The 18,269-nt window shown below is 66.6% G+C and carries 16 protein-coding genes; 13 read left to right on the top strand and 3 right to left on the bottom strand.

All coding sequences use genetic code 11. The features are described from left to right. Nucleotides 1-37 precede the first annotated feature (37 nt). From trbG to FZ033_RS00240, 3 genes are read left to right on the top strand one after another with little or no spacing between them, the layout of a single operon-like run. Nucleotides 38-943, top strand: a complete 906-nt coding sequence (gene trbG, locus FZ033_RS00250) for a P-type conjugative transfer protein TrbG (protein ID WP_232847298.1) — start codon at nucleotides 38-40, stop codon at nucleotides 941-943. Next, the gene (locus tag FZ033_RS00245; protein ID WP_149574200.1) at nucleotides 940-2,121 is read left to right on the top strand and encodes a TrbI/VirB10 family protein; all 1,182 of its coding nucleotides are present in this window, start codon (nucleotides 940-942) and stop codon (nucleotides 2,119-2,121) included. Before trbG ends, FZ033_RS00245 begins: the two co-directional genes overlap by 4 nt. A 2-nt stretch (nucleotides 2,122-2,123) precedes the next feature. Beyond that, the gene (locus FZ033_RS00240; RefSeq protein WP_149574199.1) at nucleotides 2,124-2,396 is read left to right on the top strand and encodes a DUF2274 domain-containing protein; all 273 of its coding nucleotides are present in this window, start codon (nucleotides 2,124-2,126) and stop codon (nucleotides 2,394-2,396) included. Here the strand turns inward: FZ033_RS00240 and FZ033_RS00235 are convergent. Then, nucleotides 2,356-3,273 carry a LysR family transcriptional regulator gene (locus tag FZ033_RS00235; protein WP_149574198.1) on the bottom strand — a complete coding sequence of 306 codons (918 nt, stop codon included), beginning with the start codon at nucleotides 3,271-3,273 and terminating at the stop codon, nucleotides 2,356-2,358. The two genes, FZ033_RS00240 and FZ033_RS00235, sit on opposite strands and share 41 nt — an antisense overlap. 752 nt (nucleotides 3,274-4,025) lie before the next feature. On the opposite strand from FZ033_RS00235, the gene FZ033_RS00230 reads away from it, so the two are divergent. Continuing rightward, nucleotides 4,026-4,754 (top strand): cytochrome c oxidase assembly protein, encoded by a 729-nt coding sequence (locus tag FZ033_RS00230; RefSeq protein ID WP_188079215.1) that lies wholly within the window; start codon nucleotides 4,026-4,028, stop codon nucleotides 4,752-4,754. Beyond that, nucleotides 4,751-5,251 carry a CopD family protein gene (locus FZ033_RS00225; RefSeq protein ID WP_149574197.1) on the top strand — a complete coding sequence of 167 codons (501 nt, stop codon included), beginning with the start codon at nucleotides 4,751-4,753 and terminating at the stop codon, nucleotides 5,249-5,251. The genes FZ033_RS00230 and FZ033_RS00225 overlap by 4 nt, the downstream gene beginning before the upstream one ends. On the opposite strand, the gene FZ033_RS00220 is transcribed toward FZ033_RS00225, so the two are convergent. Further along, nucleotides 5,215-5,730 (bottom strand): DUF2231 domain-containing protein, encoded by a 516-nt coding sequence (locus tag FZ033_RS00220; protein WP_149574196.1) that lies wholly within the window; start codon nucleotides 5,728-5,730, stop codon nucleotides 5,215-5,217. The genes FZ033_RS00225 and FZ033_RS00220 overlap by 37 nt on opposite strands. A 48-nt stretch (nucleotides 5,731-5,778) precedes the next feature. Here FZ033_RS00220 and coxB point away from each other — a divergent pair, with 48 nt between their 5' ends. The 8 genes from coxB to FZ033_RS00180 all read left to right on the top strand — a co-directional run bounded on the left by coxB (nucleotide 5,779) and on the right by FZ033_RS00180 (nucleotide 16,922). Beyond that, a complete protein-coding gene (coxB, locus tag FZ033_RS00215) occupies nucleotides 5,779-6,480 on the top strand; it encodes a cytochrome c oxidase subunit II (RefSeq protein ID WP_331251163.1) in 702 nt (233 codons plus the stop codon). Nucleotides 6,481-6,488: 8 nt separating this feature from the next. Beyond that, a complete protein-coding gene (gene ctaD / locus FZ033_RS00210; protein WP_149574195.1) occupies nucleotides 6,489-9,026 on the top strand; it encodes a cytochrome c oxidase subunit I in 2,538 nt (845 codons plus the stop codon). Then, entirely contained in the window at nucleotides 9,023-9,400 is a 378-nt protein-coding gene (locus tag FZ033_RS00205; protein ID WP_149574194.1) for a hypothetical protein, read from the top strand. Before ctaD ends, FZ033_RS00205 begins: the two co-directional genes overlap by 4 nt. An 11-nt stretch (nucleotides 9,401-9,411) precedes the next feature. Then, nucleotides 9,412-10,728, top strand: a complete 1,317-nt coding sequence (locus FZ033_RS00200) for a ferredoxin reductase family protein (RefSeq protein WP_149574193.1) — start codon at nucleotides 9,412-9,414, stop codon at nucleotides 10,726-10,728. Between the two features lie 229 nt (nucleotides 10,729-10,957). Next, entirely contained in the window at nucleotides 10,958-12,397 is a 1,440-nt protein-coding gene (locus tag FZ033_RS00195; protein ID WP_149574630.1) for a GntP family permease, read from the top strand. Nucleotides 12,398-12,708: 311 nt separating this feature from the next. Next, a complete protein-coding gene (locus FZ033_RS00190) occupies nucleotides 12,709-13,860 on the top strand; it encodes a hypothetical protein (RefSeq protein WP_149574192.1) in 1,152 nt (383 codons plus the stop codon). A 169-nt stretch (nucleotides 13,861-14,029) separates the two neighbouring features. Next, nucleotides 14,030-16,201: a malate synthase G gene (locus FZ033_RS00185; protein WP_149574191.1), complete on the top strand. Its 2,172-nt coding sequence runs from the start codon at nucleotides 14,030-14,032 to the stop codon at nucleotides 16,199-16,201. A 187-nt stretch (nucleotides 16,202-16,388) separates the two neighbouring features. After that, nucleotides 16,389-16,922, top strand: coding sequence for a hypothetical protein (locus tag FZ033_RS00180; protein WP_149574190.1), 534 nt, complete (start codon nucleotides 16,389-16,391; stop codon nucleotides 16,920-16,922). 32 nt (nucleotides 16,923-16,954) lie between these two features. Here the strand turns inward: FZ033_RS00180 and FZ033_RS00175 are convergent, their stop codons facing one another. Continuing rightward, nucleotides 16,955-18,061 (bottom strand): alpha/beta hydrolase, encoded by a 1,107-nt coding sequence (locus tag FZ033_RS00175; RefSeq protein WP_232847272.1) that lies wholly within the window; start codon nucleotides 18,059-18,061, stop codon nucleotides 16,955-16,957. Between the last annotated feature and the right edge of the window lie 208 nt (nucleotides 18,062-18,269).

The raw sequence follows: 18,269 nt of genomic DNA, 5'->3' as shown, positions 1-18,269 counted from the left end.
CCAATCCGCCTTTGCGGTTCTCCTGCTTTCGGCGACGATGCTGGGCGGTTGCGCATCGGCACCGAAGCCGCCGCAGATCAGCTATGACAGTGAGGTGCCGGCGCTGCCGGCGGCGCCGACAGTGGTTGCCGATGACCGGCCGCGCCCGCTCCATACGCCTCCCGCCTGGACGCCGGCCAAGGGCGGCACGGATGCGAAAACGCCCGTCGCCCGTGTCGAGAACGCCAATGCCGCCGCGCGGGTGGAGCCGCGCCGCGAGGGCTATTACAACGCCATCCAGATCTATCCGTGGAGCGAGGGCGCGCTCTATCAAGTCTATGCAGCGCCCGGGCAGATCACCAACATCGCGCTGGAGCAGGGCGAGAGCCTGACCGGCAGTGGGCCGATCGCGGCGGGCGATACCGCGCGCTGGATCATTGGCGACACTGAGAGCGGCGAAGGGGTGAACCGGCGCGTACATGTGCTGGTGAAGCCGACGCGGGCGGACATCTCCACCAACCTCGTCATCACCACCGACCGGCGCAGCTACATGATCGAGCTGCGCGCCGGCGAGAAGCCCTATATGCCGGCTGTCTCCTGGGCCTATCCGCAGGTTCCGGGAGCGCAGCGTGCCAGTGTTCCTGCGGCACCGGTCATCCCCAGCTTCGCGGCTCGCAACTACCGCTACTCCCTCTCCGGAGACACTCCGCCCTGGCGGCCGATGGCCGTCTATGACGACGGGCGCAAGGTCTATGTCGAGTTCCCGCGTGGCATCGTGCAGGGCGAGATGCCACCGCTCTTCGTCATCGGCGCGGATGGCGAAGCGCAGATCGTCAACAGCCGCATCTACCAGAACATCCTCATCGTTGACCGGCTGTTCGGTGCTGCCGAGCTGCGCCTTGGTGGCGGCGAGCGTCCGCAGAAGGTGCGGATCGAGCGCACGGACGGGAGGCCGGCATCATGAGTAATCCGGATAATCATGACATTGAGGCTGACCTTGCAGCTCCGGCCACCGATCACGCTGCCGCCATGCGGCTGCGTCCGGAACCTCCGCGCGTCACGCGTCTCTCGCGCAAGGTTCTCGCCGGCGCCGGCTTGGTTGTCAGCCTCGGCATAGGCGGCGCCCTGATCTACGCGCTGCAGGGGCGCGACAAAGGAACCGGCGGCGAGGAACTCTACTCTACCCAGAACCGCTCCACGGCCGATGGCCTTGCCGCGCTGCCGCGGGACTATACCGGGCCGATCCTGGGTCCGCCTTTGCCCGGCGATCTCGGTCGGCCGATCCTTGAGGCACAGAACCGCGGCCAGCCCGTCGTGCCGCCGACACTGACGGCGCCACAGGTCGATCCCGAGCAGCAGCGGCGTCTCGCCGAACAGGAAGCCGCGCGGACCAGCCGCGTGTTCTTCCAGGCTGCGCAGGCTCGCGCGACGGGGCCTTCGGGGGCGAGTGCTTCCGGCTTCGGCGGCCCAGGCTCGGCAGGAACGAGCGGCACGTCCTTACCCCAGGATCGCCAGCTTGCTTTCCTCAATGCCGCCGTCGATCGGCGCGTGGTCGCATCCGATCGGGTCATGGCACCGGCGTCGCCTTATGTGCTGCAGGCCGGCGCTGTCATACCCGCCGCGCTCATCACCGGCATCCGCTCCGACCTGCCCGGTCCGATCACCGCGCAGGTCACCGAGAATGTCTATGACAGTCCGACCGGGCGTATCCTGATCATTCCGCAGGGGACCCGGCTGCTCGGACAGTACGATAATGGTGTCGGCTTCGGAGAGCGCCGCATCCTGCTGGTCTGGAACCGGCTGATATTCCCCAATGGCCGCTCCATCGTGCTGGAGCGCCAGCCCGGCACGGATGCGCAGGGTTATGCCGGCCTCGAAGACGGCGTCGACATGCACTGGTGGGATCTCGCCAAGGCGATCGGCCTCTCGACGCTGCTCTCCGTCAGCGCCGAGCTCGCCATGGATGATGAGGACGAACTGATCCAGGCGCTGCAGAGCGGGGCGCAGGACACCATCAATAATGCCGGCCAGGAGATCATCCGCCGGCAGTTGAACGTCGCACCCACCTTGACCATCCGGCCGGGCGTCCCCGTACGGGTCATGGTGACGCGCGACCTCGTCCTCGAACCCTACAGGTACTGATCATGGTGAAGCTGAAGCTCGCACCCATCACGAACGACAAACCGGTGAAGGTGGCGCTGTTATTGCCGGGCGCGCTGCACCGCGACCTTGTCGCCTATGCCGAGGTGCTCGCGTGGGAGACGGGAGAACCCGCGCCGGATCCCGTGAAGCTCATCGTGCCCATGCTGGAGCGCTTCATCGCCACCGATCGCGAATTCGCCAAGGCGCGTCGCGAGGCTGGTGGCACTGCGAGCATCAGCGCGCCGCTGCCCGCTCCTGGGTCATCTTCCGTGTGAGGCTGAGCAAGGTGCGCACCGCCGGGTTGTCGTTGCGAGGCGAGTAAATCACGGAAAACGGGATCGCCTCGCCGGCGAGAGGGCGGAACACCACCTCCGGCAGGCCGATGACCGTTTCCGACTCAAGCACCGGCACGATTCCGCGTCCCGTGGCGACCAGACCGAGAAGGCTATAGCGCGCGACCTGCTGCGTGCTGATGCGCGGCGAGATGTCGAGTTCCCGAAACTTCCGCTCAAGAAAACCGCGCACCTCATTGCCTGAGCCTTCGGTGCGGACAAGAAAGGTCTCATCCACGAGATCTCGCCAGGACAGCACATCCCTTTGGACCAGAGGATGAAGCCGCGGCAGCGCGAACAGAAGAGGCTCGCTCCACGAGGACATCGCGTCACAGTCCGGCCAGCTTTGCCGGCCCAGCACGAATGCGGCGTCGAGATCGAACCGCCGTATCGCGGCCGCGTGACTTTCGGCAGGCGCTTCGACAAAGTCGATATGAACGCCCGCATAGCGGCTGTCATAGGTCTGGAACAGGTCGCGCAGAAAGCCGGAGGACAGGTTCGAGAACAGGCCGATTTTCAGGTGGCCTTCCTCGGCCCGCCCGAGCGCAGCCGCTTCCACCGTTGCCTCGCGGATTTGATCGAGCGCCTGGCGCGTGCGGTTCAGAAAGCGCTGCCCCGCCAGAGTAAGGTTCACCCCACTTGAGTGCCGGATGAACAGCGACACGCCGATCTCGTCCTCAAGGTCACGCACGCTCCGGCTGATGGACGATTCCTTGACCTCAAGCGCCACGCCCGCTTTGCGGAAGCTTCCGTGTTCGGCGGCGGCAACGAAATAGCGCAGGTGCCGCAATTCGATCGAGGTGGAGAACGGCGCAGCCATCCGGGCTCCCGCGTGTTGAACGACTCCTGGATATTGAAACCCAAAGTTGCGACCACGTCGAGCGTCGCAGACGGCTGGCATCGCTACGGCTAAGACGCGCTGCTGGTTACGTGATGCCGAATTTTTTCGCCGCCAACAGCGATTTCCCCTCTATAATACGGGCGTGCAGCGTTGGCCGACTGAGATAAGCGGCCAAGCTGGTACGATAGCGCGCTTCGTGCGTTTTCAGGGTGCTCTCGGAACTGTGCCGAGCACAAAAGAAAAGCACGGAGAAGCGCGCTTCACGTGCACACAAATTGCACACGCGCTCCATTCAAGTCATTGAAAAATAAAGAAAATTTCTGCGATCCATCATGGGCGCCACGGAAAATATAAACGGTTGCAACTTCGTCATTTTCTGTACGGCTTGTCAGGGCGGCGACGCGCGTTTTGCATTCGCTCCGGCACCGCGGCTCGCCCAATTCTCCAGTTTCCGACGTGTCCGCGTACACGGGGCGCGCACGGATCGGCCTTTTCACTAACCTAAAATCCGGCTCATGGAGAGCCCATATCCGTCGCAAGGGGGACAAGCCCTCGGCGCGGCGTTCCCGCGCGGTTAGGGATGCCGGGGAAGGGGCTTCTGCCGGAAACGGTTCCAGTTCGAGCCCGACTCCGGTTCGAAAAGTTAATCTGATATCGCCCTCCCGCAGGCTGGTACGCCGGCAAAGGAGCCGTTATCGATATACCCATCCGGGTATGCGCTGGGGGTCCATGTGCTTGATATCGCATCCATCGCCTATTGTGGCCCTGCCGCGGTCCCGGACGATCTGTGGACGCGCTGGAATTTCGATCCGCCCCTGCTGGCAGGCCTGGCGGCCTTTGCCCTGGTGGTCGCGCGTGGGCACAGCGCCCATGCCCGGGCCGGCTGGGCCGCCCTTGGCCTGATGGTCCTGATCTTCGTCTCGCCGCTGTGTGCGCTATCCTCGGCGCTGTTCTCTGCGCGGGTGCTGCACCATGTGCTGCTGATCGCCGCCGTCGCGCCGCTGCTCGCGCTGGCCTTCCCGTTGCCAAGGCTGCCATCGCCGCCGCTGTCCGTGCTGTTCGTCCTTCAGACCGTCATCCTGTGGGTCTGGCACATGCCGGCGGTCTATGAATGGGGGCTTGCCAGCGTGTGGACCTACTGGCTGATGCAGGCGACCCTGCTCGGCAGCGCATGGCTGCTGTGGCGCGGGGTGTTCTCGCCGGCGAGCCAGTCGGTGTCGGTGCTGGTGGTGCTGGTGGCGAGCGTCGCGCAGATGGGCCTTCTGGCCGCGCTGATCGTATTCGCGCCACGGGCGCTTTACGCGTTCCACTTCGCGACCACGCAGGCCTGGGGCCTGAGCCCCCTTGCCGACCAGCAACTGGCCGGGCTTTTGATGTGGGTGCCCGCCTCGCTGCCCTATCTGGGCGTGGGGCTGTGGCTGACGTGGTCGAGCCTGCGCCCGGCAGAACCCATCGCATGACGACGCTGCTGAAATTCATCCATCTCGCCACCATCGCACTCTGGTCGGGCGGGCTGGTGGTGCTGCCGTTCCTGTTCTGGCAGCGCCGCGGCCTCACCCCCGGGCTGGAGCTGGACCGGCTGCACCGGTTCACACGCTTCATCTATGTGGGAATCACGTCGCCGGCCGCCTTCGTCGCCATCGGCACCGGCACCGCGCTCATCTTCCTGCAGACGACCTTCCTGGAGTGGTTTTCGCTCAAGATGGTGCTGGTGGGGCTGATGGCCATGCTGCACGTGGTCGCCGGCCTCGTTCTCGGGCACCTGTTCGAGCCGGGCCGCAGCTTCGGGCGCTTTGCCTATGTGGCGCTCACGCTGTCTTATCTGGTGCTGATCACAGCCATCATCTGGATCGTGCTCGCCAAGCCCGACATCGACTCCAACCAGTTCGCGACCAAGCTGTTCGCGCCGGGTGGGCTCGGTCAGCTCTTCGACGAAATCAGAATCCCGATGCCATGATCGAAAACGAGCTTTCCGCCATGCCATCCCGCAAATCCGGCCATCGCCGCGGCGAGGGCGGACAGCGCGAGCCCGTGGGGCAGGACCGATTCGGGATAATCCAGGCGCAGGCCCCAGTTGGCTCCGGAAATGGCGACCAGCGTCATGGCCGCAATGGCATGGGACCAGCTGGCCTCCCGCGCGCGGATGCCGCGCACCAGCAACAGTTCCCCGGTGCCGGCGATGCTGGCCGCGACACCGGTCCAGAAGGTGACGCCGGCCGACCACAGGCCCGCCCGAAGCCAGAAATCGTCGCCCGACCACCAGTAGACCACATCGACGCCGAGCGTCGCGATGACGAAGGCAATGGGAAAGTGGACCATCATCACATGGATCGGATGGCCAACCAGGGCGACAGCCGAACCGGTGTCGAGCGCATTCAGCTCGAGCATGACCGGGCTTTTCCGGCGCGCGGGCGGGTCTTTCGGGTTCGTCGCCATGCTGCCCGGTCTCCTCGGCTGCAATCGGTTTTCCGGCGCGATCATAGCTTGGCCCGTCCCGCCGTCTACGTCGCCATGGCCGCGACGCTTGCCGCGACCCTTGCCGGATGCACCGGCCCGCTGTCGACGCTCGACCCCGCCGGCCCGGCCGCCGGCTCCATCGCAGGGTTGTGGTGGGCCATGCTGGCCGGCGCCACCGCGCTATTCCTGCTGGTCATGATCCTGTTCGCCCTGGTGATGCTGCGCCCCGACGTGGCGCGAAAGGTGTCGCCGGCGCGCTGGATCATGCTCGGCGGCCTGGCCTTGCCGGCGGTCGTGCTGACGCCGCTTTTGATCTTCGCGCTCATCACCGGCGAACAGCTTCTGCCGCGCCTCACCGGCGCTCCGGTGCGGATCGAGGCGCAGGCGCAGCAATGGGAATGGACGTTCCGCTACCCCGGAAGCCATGGCGTGGCGACCAAGGGCGTGCTGCACCTGCCGGCAGGTGTGCCCATCGACGTGGTCGTCACCAGCACCGATGTCATCCACGCCTTCTGGATTCCCCGGCTCGCCGGCAAGATCGACGCGGTACCGGGACACACGAACCTGTTGCGGATCCAGGCCGACCGGCCCGGCCGCTATGAGGGGCTGTGCAACGAGTTCTGCGGCACCGGCCATACCGGGATGCGCTTCGATGTGGTCGTCCATCCCGCCGCGGACTTCCCGGCCGCCCTCGCATCCCCAGATCTCGCCGGAAAGGTGCTTCCGTGAGCCAGCCGATGGATAACAGCGCCCCGCCGTCCGCGCCGGGCGGTCCGGCCCTGAGCCTGCACCGCCAGCTCAGCGCGATCTGGGCTACCGGCCCCGGCTGGCAGCGGCTGGCGGCCGTGAACCATTCGGTGCTCGGCATCCGCTTCATGGCGACGGCGCTGGTGTTCTTCGGCATCGGCGGCGTGCTCGGCATGCTGACGCGCGTGCAACTGGCGACGCCCATGGCGACCTTCATGGATGTGGGGACCTACAATCAGGTCTTCACCATGCATGGCTCGATCATGCTGTTCCTGTTCGCCATTCCCATGCTGGAAGGCATCGCGGTCTATCTGACGCCGAAGATCCTCGGCACCCGGGACTTCGCCTTCCCGCGGCTGACCGCCTATGGCTACTGGTGCTACCTGTTCGGCGGCACCATCCTCACGCTGGCGCTGGTGGCGGGGGTGGCGCCGGACAGCGGCTGGTTCATGTACACGCCGCTCTCCTCGAACGTGTACACGCCCGGCATCAATGCCGACGTCTGGCTGCTGGGCGTGACCTTCGTCGAGATCTCGGCGCTGACGCTGGCGGTGGAGATCATCGTCTCCATCCTCACCATCCGGGCGCCGGGCATGTCGCTGGACCGGATGCCGGTCTTCGGCTGGTACATGCTCGTCACCGCCCTGATGATGGTGGTGGCCTTCCCGCCGCTGATCCTCGGCTCCATCCTGCTGGAGTGCGAACGGGCGTTCGGCCTGCCGTTCTTCGACCCGACGCGGGGCGGCGACCCGCTGCTGTGGCAGCATCTGTTCTGGCTGTTCGGCCACCCGGACGTCTACATCATCTTCCTGCCCATGGCCGGGCTGCTCTCCACCATGATCCCGGTGCTGGCCGGGACCACCCTGGTGGGCTATCGCGCCATCGTGGTCGCGATCATCGGCCTGGCGTTCATGAGCTTCGGCATCTGGGTCCACCACATGTTCACGGTGGGCATCCCGCACCTGGCGCTGGCCTTCTTCTCCACCGGCTCGGCCATCGTGGCGGTGCCGACGGCGGTGCAGCTGTTCGCGTGGCTGGTCACCCTGGCCCATGGCAAGCCGCGCTGGAACGTGCCGATGCTCTATGTCTTCGGCTTCTTCTCCACCTTCGTCATCGGCGGGCTGACCGGCGTGATGCTCGCCATCGTGCCGTTCGACTGGCAGGCCCACGACACCTATTTCGTGGTGGCCCATTTCCATTATGTGATCGCCGGCTCCGTCGCCTTCCCCCTGTTCGGGGCGCTCTATTACTGGCTGCCGCTGCTGACCGGCCGCACCGCGGTCTACAAGCTCTCGGTGCCGGCGTTCTGGCTGATCTTCGTCGGTTTCAACCTCACCTTCTTCCTCATGCATCTGGTGGGCCTGCTGGGCATGCCCCGGCGCATCTACACCTATCCCGAGGTGGAGAGCTGGACCTGGCTCAACCTCCTGTCCTCGGTGGGCGGGTTCATCATGACCATCGGCTTTGCCCTGGCGGTGATCGATCTCATCGCCCAGGTGCGCTACGGGCGCCGGGTGCGGCGCGATCCCTGGAAGGCGGCGACGCTGGAATGGGCCATGCCGATCCCGCCGGCGCCCTATGCCTTCGCCTCGATCCCCCATATCGAGACCCGCGCCGACCGGGTGGCGGTGGAGGAGGTGGGCCCGGCCCTGGCACGCGGGGAGGGCTATCTCGGCTTCACCCGCAACGGCTGGCAGGAAACCCTGGGCGTGCACATGACATCCGGCGAGCCGGAACAGGTGCTGGTGCTGCCGCGACCGACCTACCTGCCGCTGTGGACCGCGCTGTCCACCGCAGCGGCGGTGCTGCTCATGCTGGCCAAGCTCTATGCCCTGAGCGCGGGCATGGCGGCGGTCACCATCGGCCTGTTCGTCTTCGCCGCCCGGAACGCGGGGCTGAACCGGGACTACGGCCTTTTGCCCATCGGCCGGGGCCTGAGCGCGCCGGTGCACACGGAAGCCGCGTCCCCGCCGGCCTGGTGGGCGCTGATCTTCACGCTGGTGGCTGATGCGACGCTGTTCACCTCGCTGGTGTTCGGCCTGCTGTTCCTGTGGATCTCCGCACCCAACTGGCCGCCCGCGTCGGTGCCCGATACCGATCTCAGGCTGGCCCTCGCCACCATGGCGGTGCTGGGGGGCGCCACCCTGTTCGCCCGGGTGGCGTTGCGCCGGCTGGTGGGCGAGGGTGCTCCGCAGCCCTGGATCGCGCTTGCGGCGCTGGCGCTGCTGGCGGTCATCGCGGCGGTGGTGGTGCTGATCACCGGCGTCGTGCCGTCCCCGACCGCGCACGCCCTCGGCGCGACGGCCGCGGCGCTTCTGACCTTCGTGGCCATCCATGCCGGGATCGGGGTGCTGTTCCTGCTCACCGCCACCCTGCGGCTGGCCTCCGGCTACGCGTCGCCCCGGCGCGCCATCGACCTGCGCCTCAGCCGGTTGTGGATCGACTACACCGCCATCACCGGCGTGCTGGCCATCGGCCTCGTGCTGGCGCTGCCTGCCTTGGTGACCATGTTGGGAATGCGGCCGTGACGACAGCGCCCCGAGGTGAACCCGCCGACCGTCCTACCGGCGCACGCCGCATTCCGAGCCGCCAGCTGCTGTGGCTGGCTCCGGGATTCTGCATCTGGTTCAGTGCGCTCGTCTTCGTCTACGTGCTCCATTCCATGGGCTGCGCCTTCGGCTGGTCCGCCGCCACCATCCGCCTGAGCCTGAGCCTGGCCCTCATCGTCCACATCGCCCTGATCGGCATGCTCTGGCGCCTGCAGGCCAGGCGTGGCCCGAACCCGGCATTCGGTCGGGCGGGCACCTTCCTGCACTGGATCATCGTCGGGACACTGGTCTCGGCCTTGGTCAAGATCGTCTTCACCCTCGGACCGATCCTGTTCCTGACAGCGTGCACCTGAAGGCCTGAACGATGAAATACACCGTGCGGAGCATGGTCTGGATCGCTGTCTACCTGCTGTTCGTGCTGCTGCCTCTGTTGGCGCTGCTCGTGGGATCGCTGCCGCCGGCGCGCGATTTCTGGACCGAATTCTCCGCCGCCCTCGGCTATAGCGGGCTCGCCATCATGGGGCTGCAATTCGGCATCACCGCGCGCTTCCGCTATGTGACCGAGCCATGGGGCGAGGACGTCATCTACCACTTCCATCGGCGCATCTCGCTGTTCGCGGTGGCGCTGGTGCTCGTCCATCCCGCGATCATGTTCGCGGTGCAGCCCGAATTGCGCGCAATCCCCGACATTGGCGAGATACCGCTCGGCGCGGCGGCGTCCTTCATTTCGGTGGGTGCGCTGGTGGTGCTGGTGGTGACGGCGCTGTGGCGGGTGCGGCTGCGCATTCCCTATGAGTGGTGGCACCTGAGCCACATCGCCCTGGCGCTGACAGCTGTCACCGGCGGGCTGATCCATATGGTGGGCTGGGGCTTCTACCTCGCCGATCCGTGGAAGCGGGCGCTGTGGATCGGCCTCGTCCTGTTCTGGGTGGCCCTCCTGTTCTACGTGCGGCTGGTCAAGCCGCTGTTCATGCTCCGCCGCCCCTACCGGGTGAGCGAGGTGCGCCACGAGCGCGGCGACACCACCACCCTGGTGATGCGGCCGGATGGTCACCCCGGATTTCGCTTCACGCCCGGCCAGTTCGGCTGGCTGACCGTGTGGGGAAGCCCGTTCCGGATCACCGGGCATCCCTTTTCCTTCTCGTCCAGCGCGGCAGTGAGCGACGGCCGGGTGGAGATGTCCATCCGCAAGCTCGGCGACTTCACCGCCAGGATTTCCCAGGTCCCGGTGGGCCAGCGGGTCTATCTGGATGGCCCCTACGGCGCCTTCACCATCGGCAACCCGGCCGACATGCATGTGCTGATCGCCGGCGGCGTCGGCGTCACGCCCATGATGAGCATGATCCGCACCCTCGCCGACCAGGGCGACAGGCGGCCGGTGATCCTGCTCTATGGCAGCAGGGACTTCGAGCAGATCACGTTCCGCGAGGAACTCGAGGCGCTCAAGGCCCGTCTCGACCTCACGGTCGTGCACGTCCTGTCCGATCCGCCCGAAGGGTGGACCGGCGAGCGCGGCCACATCACGGCAGAGCTGCTGAAGCGGCATCTGCCTGAGCCATACGCCGCCCATGAATATTTCATCTGCGGGCCGGGCGTGATGATGGACGCCATCGAAAAGACGCTCGCCGGGCTCGGGGTGCCCATGTCGAAATACCATTCCGAACGCTACAGCTTCGTCTAGGGTCCCGCCTGTCCGGCGGGAGGCAACATTAAAGCAAGCCACTGGAGGTGACCCGATGCGCCATTTGTTCGCCGATCGGCTGGTTCTGGCAACCGGTGCCGCCGTGGTGCTTGGCGCGGCGGTGTTCGCGGTTCTGCGCGTCTTGGGTTAGCCGCGGCATCGACGCAGTCTTAAGCCCACGATCCATCACGCCGCCAGCCGCGAAAGTCCTCTCATGAGCCTCCATGCTATCGGGCTGGTCGGGATCCTCCTCAGCCTTGGCCTGCTGATCTTCCTCGCCTTCCGCGGCTTCTCGCTGCTACTGGCGGCGCCCATTGCCGCCATGCTGGCCGCCGCCTTTTCAGGCGAGCCGTTGCTCGCCAAGTGGACGCTCACCTTCATGCGGGGCACGGGCGGCTTCGTCATCAATTTCTTCCCGCTGTTCCTGCTCGGCGGCGTGTTCGGCAAGCTGATGGACGATAGCGGCGCGGCGCTCGCCATCGCGCGCGGCATCACCGGCCGGCTGGGGGAGGCGCGTGCCGTCATGGCGGTGGTGCTGGCCTGCGCGGTGCTCACCTATGGCGGCGTGAGCCTGTTCGTGGTCGCGTTCGCGGTCTTTCCGGTGGCGTCCGCCCTGTTTCGGCAGGCGGGGGTTCCCCATCGCCTGATCCCGCCGGCCATCTCGCTCGGCGCCTTCACCTTCACCATGACGGCCCTGCCGGGCACCCCGGCCATCCAGAACGCCATCCCCATGGCCTATTTCGGCACCACCCTCTTCGCCGCGCCGGGGCTGGGCCTGATCGCGACCGCGATCATTCTCGGCTTCGGACTGTGGTGGCTGCGGATGGTGGAGACGCGGGCGCGCCTTGCCGGCGAGGTCTATGGTGAAGCGCCGCCGGCGGCCACAGACGCGCAATTCATCCGCGAGCGGGCCGCGAGCGGGGACAATTTCGATCCGGCGGAGCTGACCCACGGCCATCGCAGCGCCGATCTGCCGCCCTTCCTGCTGGCGGTGTCGCCCATCCTCATCGTGCTCGCGGTCAACCTGCTGATGAGCCTGCTGGTGCTGCCGCGGGCGGATACCGGCTTCCTGGCCGAACCCCGGTTCGACACCTCGCTACCGGCGGTCAGCGGGGTGTGGTCGGTGGTCACTGCGCTGGCTGCGGCCTCCCTGGCCCTGGTGCTGATGGCGTGGCGGCGCCTGCCGGACCTGCGCCAGACCCTCGACGCCGGCGCCAACGCCTCGGTGCTGCCGGTTCTCAATACGGCGAGCCTGGTGGGGTTTGGCGCCGTGGTCGCGGCGCTTCCCGCCTTCGCGGTGGTCCGTGACGGCTTTCTGGCGGTGCCGGGCGGGCCGATGGTGTCCATTGCAGTTGCCGCGAACGTCATGGGCGGCATCACCGGCTCGGCCTCCGGCGGGTTGACCATCGCCCTGAACGCCCTGGGCGAGACCTATGCCCAGCTTGCCGCCGCGGCCGGCATCCATCCCGAGCTGATGCACCGCATCGCCGCCATCAGTTCCGGCGCCCTTGCCATGCTGCCGCACAACGGCGCCGTGGTGACCTTGCTCGGCATCTGCGGCGCCACCCACCGCGGCAGCTATCGCGAGATCATGATGGTGGGGCTGGTTGGCCCGCTGCTCGCGCTGGTGGCCGTGATCGGGCTCGGGAAGCTCATCGGCGCCTTCTGAGGGCGCCGAACTCGCTCGCGGCCCTCCATCTGCGCCCAGGCCCTGCGGCCGCGCCTACGCCCTGTTGTCGGCATTTGGGTCTTAAGCAGGCATTCGAGCCGAGTTTCGCCTTCAATTTCAGCACCAAACTGCCGAAATATAAGCATAAGCGCAATTTTTGCTCATATAAACGGGTCGATATTGCCAGATTTAACGATCGTGACGACGCTCCGAACGTTGAATATAATATTGAATTGACTGCACTCGTGCCAGATTGAATATGTCTCATTTGATGTCTGGCCTCGTGTCGGCTTCTTACCGGGGAGATTGCTATGGGTATGCAGTCGATGGTCGATTTCAAGTGGCCGGGCCTCGCGCGCCCGGACGGCGAGCGCATCACCATGAACAGCGGCGCTTTCATCGCTGTCGATCGCTACAGGGACATCGGCTACGATCCCATCTACCGGCCGCAGGCCCTTTATCACCGCGCCCTGGAAGGTCTTCGCGCCAACAACGACGCTTTCCTGCTGCAGGAAGTGGCGACCAATCTTCCCATCTATCGCGACGATACCGGTCCGACGGATTTTCATCTTCATCTTCCGCCGGGTGGATTCCAGCTCGTCCTCGTCACCTCGGGCCTGTTCACGTTCGACTATGACGGCCAGATCCACTATGTCGGCCCCGGCGCGGTGATGCTGCAGAGCGCCATCGTGCACCGCCAGCTATTCTACACCTGGGCCGGCCTGTCGACGGAAGAGAACCTGCGGACGCCGCAATCGGTGGTGCCCGATCCGCTGTGCATGGGCTATTCGGGCAAGTTCCTCGAAGCCTTCATCACCGATCCGACCACTTTCCCCAATCCGACCGTGGTCGGATCGGAACACATCAAGGAAGACGAGACCCCCCGCACGGCGTGGAAGCACCCGCTGCACAACCGTCCGGCCGGCGCCGGTTTCTGGTTCCAGGACCCGTTGGCGCTGGATGCGCTGTTCCGGCCGTACCCCTCCGATGCCGCGGATGGCTCGGTCAAGTCGGCGTCGCCGGTGCATGTGCGCGATCTGGGCATCGAGACGCCCAGCGGCAACCTCGTGACGGGCCACATCATCGCCACCGACCCGCGCGGCGCATCGCTTCTTCCGAAAAATGGCTCCGCGAAGGCGGACGCCGAGGGGCTCGCCAAGGGGGAGGTCGTCATCTACCGCATCATCCGGGGCACCGCCGCCTTCGCGGACGGGTCCGGCAAGCCGCTGGAGCTGGCCACCGGCGACACGGTGACCGCCGGCAAGGGCGCCATCCGGCTCACGGACGTGGGCGAGGATACCCAGATCCTGCGCCTCGGCCTCCTCAAGGGCATTGAGGACCTCAAGATGTGGACCCCCACCCAGCGCGACGAGATCGACGCCCTGGCAGGCCAGATCATCACCCGCGCGGACCTGCGCAGCGACAGGGTAGCCGGCAAGCCCGTGGGCTACCTGTACGAGTAGGCGGACCATCGCACCTTTCATCTGACTGCGAAGGTGTGTTGCCCAAGATCGATATCCGGGGCAATGCCTTTGCGGCGTAGAACAAGCGGGCGAGGCTGCTGGCGTCTCAGACAGACCAGCGCTCCTCAGGATGCGCCTCGCCTTGGGAAAAGGACGACACGGAGTGACCATGGCAAGTGGGACCGAAGCCCGGGTGGAACGCGCCGGGCTGCAAATCGCGCGTACTCTGCACGACTTCATTGAAACCGAGGCATTGCCCGGCAGCGGCATTGATGCGGACGTCTACTGGGAGGGCCTTTCTGCCATCGCCCACGACCTGGCGCCGCGCAACCGCGAACTACTGGCGCGGCGCGAGGAGCTGCAGAAGACGCTGGACCAGTGGTATCGCGACAATGGCGCCCCGCTCGATCTGGAGGCCTACAAGGCGTTCCTGACGCAGATCGGCTATCTGGTGCCGGAAGGGCCCGCCTTCAGCGTGACCACGGCCAATGTGGACCCGGAGATCGCCGAAGTGGCCGGCCCGCAGCTGGTGGTGCCGGTGATGAACGCGCGCTACGCGCTGAATGCCGCCAATGCGCGCTGGGGCTCGCTCTATGACGCGCTCTATGGCACCGACGCCATTCCCGAGGCCGACGGCGCCGAGAAGGGCAAGGGCTACAATCCCGTCCGCGGCGCGAAGGTCATCGCCTGGGGCCGCGCGTTCCTTGATGAGAGCGCGCCGCTGAAGGCCGGTTCCTGGGCCGATGCCGGTCCGCTGTCCGTGAAGGACGGCGCCCTGGTGGTCGGCGCGACCGGCCTCGCGGACCCGGCCCAGTTCGCCGGCTATCGCGGCGAGGCATCCGCGCCGTCCGCCGTGCTGCTGAAGAAGAACGGCCTCCATGTGGAGATCGTGGTGGATCGCACCAGCGTCATCGGCAAGGACGATGCCGCCGGCATTTCCGACCTCGTGCTGGAAGCAGCCCTCACCACCATCCAGGACTGCGAGGATTCCGTCGCGGCTGTCGATGCCGAGGACAAGGTCGCGGTCTACCGCAACTGGCTCGGCCTGATGAGTGGCGACCTCAAGGAGGAGATCGCCAAGGGAGACCGCATCTTCACCCGCAGCCTGAACGCCGACCGGGAATACACCGCGCCGGACGGCTGCACGCTGGTGCTGCCGGGCCGCTCGCTCATGCTGGTGCGCAACGTGGGGCACCTCATGACCAATCCGGCCATCCTGCTGAAGGACGGCTCGGAAATCCCCGAGGGCATCATGGATGCCGCCGTCACCGCGCTCATCGCCCTGCGGGACATCGGCCCCGGCGGCCGCCGCGCCAACAGCCGTGCCGGCTCCATGTATGTGGTCAAGCCCAAGATGCATGGGCCGGCCGAGGTGGCGTTCGCGGTGGAGATCTTCGACCGTGTCGAGGACTTGCTGGGCCTGCCCCGCGACACCATCAAGATGGGCATCATGGACGAGGAGCGCCGCACCACGGTGAACCTGAAGGAAAGCATCCGCGCCGCATCGAGCCGGGTCGCCTTCATCAACACCGGCTTCCTCGACCGCACCGGCGACGAGATCCACACCTCCATGGAAGCCGGCCCCATGGTCCGCAAGGGCGACATGAAGCAGGCCGCCTGGATCAGCGCCTACGAAGCCCGCAACGTGGACGTCGGCCTGGAGTGCGGCCTTGCCGGCCATGCCCAGATCGGCAAGGGCATGTGGGCCATGCCGGACCTCATGGCGGCCATGCTGGAGCAGAAGATCGCCCATCCCAAGGCCGGCGCCAACACCGCCTGGGTGCCGTCGCCCACCGCCGCGACCCTGCACGCCACCCACTATCACAAGATCGACGTGCACGCGGTGCAGGCCGCGCTGCGCAGCCGTCCGAAGGCGAAGCTGGACGATCTCCTGACCATCCCGGTCGCGGTGCGCCCCAACTGGACGCCTGAGGACATCCAGCACGAGCTGGACAACAATGCCCAGGGCATCCTCGGCTATGTGGTGCGCTGGGTGGACCAGGGCGTGGGCTGCTCCAAGGTGCCGGACATCCATGACGTGGGCCTGATGGAGGACCGCGCGACGCTGCGCATCTCGTCCCAGCACATCGCCAACTGGCTACGCCATGGCGTGTGCAGCGAAGCGCAGGTGCTGGAGACCCTGAAGCGCATGGCGGCGGTGGTGGACCGGCAGAATGCGGGGGATCCGCTCTACCAGCCCATGGCGCCGGACTTCGATTCCATCGCCTTCCAGGCCGCCTGCGACCTCGTCTTCAAGGGCCGCGAGCAGCCGAGCGGCTACACCGAGCCGCTGCTCCACCAGCGCCGGCTGGAGCTGAAGGCGCAGATCGCCGCCGCCTGACGTGGGCCTGACAAGGCTTCCAAACCTGAACCGGAGCGCGACGCTGCCGCCGCGCTCCGGTCGTTCGTGTGAACCCTGTTCGTCGGCGCAGGTCGCGCCAATGGATCGCGCCGATGGGTCGCGCGGGGCGTCGTGGCTTGGTATGGAACCATCGGCACCCTCAAGATGCCCTCACGCGGAACATCCCATGCGCGCGCTTGCAAAGACTTTTGCCCCGGCCCGTTTTTCGCCGGCCCGTTTTGCCCCGGTCCTTGCCGCGGTCGCCATCCTCGCCCAGGTCCAGGGCGCCCGGGCGGACGACTGCCAGACCATCTACAACGCCTATGAGGCCCTCTCCAAGGCGCCGGCCTATCGGCAGACCATGGCTTTCGCCGGGGTCCCACCCATGGAACTGATCGCCGTGGGCGACGCCATCTACATGAAGCACGGTCCGAGCTGGCAGAAGATGCCGGTGGAGCCGGGCATGCGCGCGAACATGCAGAAGCAGACCATGCCCAGTGCAGCCGCGCTCAAGGCGTGCAGCCGGGTCGGCACCGAGACCGTACGCGGGCAGCCGGCGACCATCTATCAATATACGCCGCCGCCCCTGGAGGGAGCAGGTCCCCTCGGCCCGCAGCGGGTGTGGATCGGCGACAAGGGCCTGCCCCTGCGCATGACCTCGGAGCAGGAGAACACCGACGTCAACCTGTTCTACGAGAACGTGGTCGCGCCGATCCCGTAGCGTTGTGCCCGGCCGGGGTGCCCGGCCGGGCCTCAATTGCGCCCGGCGGCGAACACCTGGATCGGCAGCTGGAAGGGCGCGGCGACCACCGTGCCCACCGCCCCGCCCACGGCCTGGACCGCGGTTGCGCCGGGCGTGACATCGTCGGAGATGCTCTGGCCGGCCATCAGCCGGTCGCCGAGCAGGCGCACCATGTCGGGCTGGGTGGCGAACTTGCTGTGGTTGAGCGCGTCGCCGCCCTGCAAGGCGGTGAGATCCAGCACCACGATGCCCGTCGCCTGTTCGAGGCGGGAGCTGTAGGCGGGGTTGGTCAGGTCCACCGCGCCCACCCGCGTCACCTGTCCCGAAAGCAGGCGCGACACGCCCAGGGCCTGGTCGTTGCGGGAGACGAAGAGGGTCAGGTGCGGCCGCTTCGGCCCCAGATCCTGCACCTGCCGCTCGAACACGTCGATGTCGAGGTCGGGGGAGGCCAGCACCACATTGGTGATCTTGGCCGGCACCCGCCCTTCGCTCAGGGCGAGCTGGCGCAGCGACTCCATGGCGAGCCAGGCGCCCATGGAATGGGCGAGCACCACCACCTCGTCCACCTGCGGGCTCTTGACCGCGGACGAGAGCACATAGGCGAGGTCCGAGCGCGAGAAATTGGCGCTTTCCCGGTCGTAGAGATAGTCGGTGATCCGCCCACGGGACGGCCAGGTGAACAGCACCGGCATGTAATCGGCGCTGGTATCGTGGATGAACTGGGCAAAGCGGAACACCGACGCATCAAAGCGGGTGTTGAAGCCGTGGACGAAGATGAGCACCCGGTGCTTGGCGCGCGGCTGCTGCTTGTACCAGGACATGACCTGTTTGTTGGGTATGGGATCGACCCGCGTCACCGCGAATTCCCGCGCCGGGTCCGCCGGCACCCGGCTCGGCCATTGGATCGAGCCCACCTCGCGGTTGGGCGGGATGGAAACCACGATGTTGGTGAAGGCGAGGCCATCGCCCCGCTCGCCGGTGAAGAGCACGCCCTCCGCATCGCTCGGCGCGCGGGTGGTGGCCACCAGCATGTCGACCTTGCCGGCAGGGGGCACGTCGAGCGCCACCGGAACCAGCAGGCCCTCGGGACGCCCACAGCCGGCGAGTGCCAGGATCATCAGTGGCGCCAGCAGGCGGGTCCACGCCGATGCCCGTCGCCTTGAAACACCAGCACCGTCCACTGCTGCCGCCTTTGGTTTCGAAAGGCCCCGCCAGCCTTATATTCCGGTACCCCTTTTAAGGGATGAAAAGCACAAGGCAAGCAGGGGAAATATGACACCCGCGGAGCGTCACTCCATGGTGAACGCCTGCGAAAGGCGTCGCCCC

It is taken from the genome of Xanthobacter oligotrophicus (assembly GCF_008364685.1).
GTDB lineage: Bacteria > Pseudomonadota > Alphaproteobacteria > Rhizobiales > Xanthobacteraceae > Xanthobacter > Xanthobacter oligotrophicus.
This window is presented reverse-complemented; position numbering and strand designations above follow the sequence as displayed.